This is a genomic window from Streptomyces sp. ADMS, assembly GCF_033441795.1.
GTDB lineage: Bacteria > Actinomycetota > Actinomycetes > Streptomycetales > Streptomycetaceae > Streptomyces.
Genome location: NZ_JAVFVX010000339.1, coordinates 1 through 994, shown reverse-complemented (window position 1 = coordinate 994; position 994 = coordinate 1). Strand labels below are relative to the sequence as shown.

Annotated in this window: 1 protein-coding gene; it reads left to right on the top strand. The window is 70.8% G+C overall.

Annotated features, from left to right (window positions below):
• Nucleotides 1–233: 233 nt before the first annotated feature.
• The gene (locus RB628_RS40875; protein ID WP_318325704.1) at nt 234–911 is read left to right on the top strand and encodes a hypothetical protein; all 678 of its coding nucleotides are present in this window, start codon (nt 234–236) and stop codon (nt 909–911) included.
• The last annotated feature ends 83 nt before the right edge of the window (nt 912–994 follow it).

The window sequence follows — 994 nt, the reverse complement described above, 5'->3', positions numbered from 1 at the left end:
GTCCGCCGCAGGTCCCCAGTCCTCGGACCCGGTGATCCCGATGCTCTCCTCCCGTACTCCCTGCATCGGGCTGGCACGCACTTACCTCATGCGGGCCACCGGCACTCTGGCCAGCGTGTCCGCCATCAGACCGGCCAAGGGCCGAGGGGCCTATCCATCCAAGTGGGGAGCACGCACTGCGCGTGCTCCCCACTTACCCGGCACCGATCCAGCACCACGACCGAGGAGGAACAGTGCCCGAGTCCTACCCGAGCATCGGCGAGGCCGTCGCCGCCGCGATGCAGCACAACATCCGGCTGGCCTACGACGACCCACTGCCCGTATCTGACACCCCACTACGGGTCCGCGCTCTGCCGCACCCGTCTGCCGACCCGCACTCCATCCCTGGGATGATCGCCCGTCTCACGGAGACGGCAACGCCCAGCGAGGTTGCCGGATTCATCGAGGAGGTCAACAACGCCCTGGTCGGGGCCCTCCCGCAACTGACCGAACTCGTAGCTGCGGCAGCCGACTGGACCCGGGCACGCCTGACCTTCGAGAACCCGCACCACAACCCGACCTTCGATACGTGGACACGGCTGGCCGCCGCCACCCGCCTGTTGCGGGACGTCCAGGAGGAGCTGAAGGTCGCCGAGGACATGGTCGCCGCGTGTCCTGCGGAACTCAGCGACCCCAAGTACCGCGACGAAGTGCCTGTCCTGCGGACCCGGGAACTGCTCAGCGACGCCCTCGGCGACGACGCGGTCGTGGACACCAAACCGGCCGACGCCCAGAACCCGGAAGCGGACCGGCAGCGAGCCGCCCGCGCCTTCTCCCCGCACGCCGCCACCCGGCGGGCCACGCCCTCCGCCGACGCGATGTCCGAACCACCGGCCACCGCGCCGCCGCCCCGGTCGCCGCGCATCCGATGACCTCGATCACCGCCCCCTCCCCCGAACCGGAGCTGCCCCGATGACCAGCAGAAGAGCGCCGCGCGCCCCGCCCCGCCTTGTCC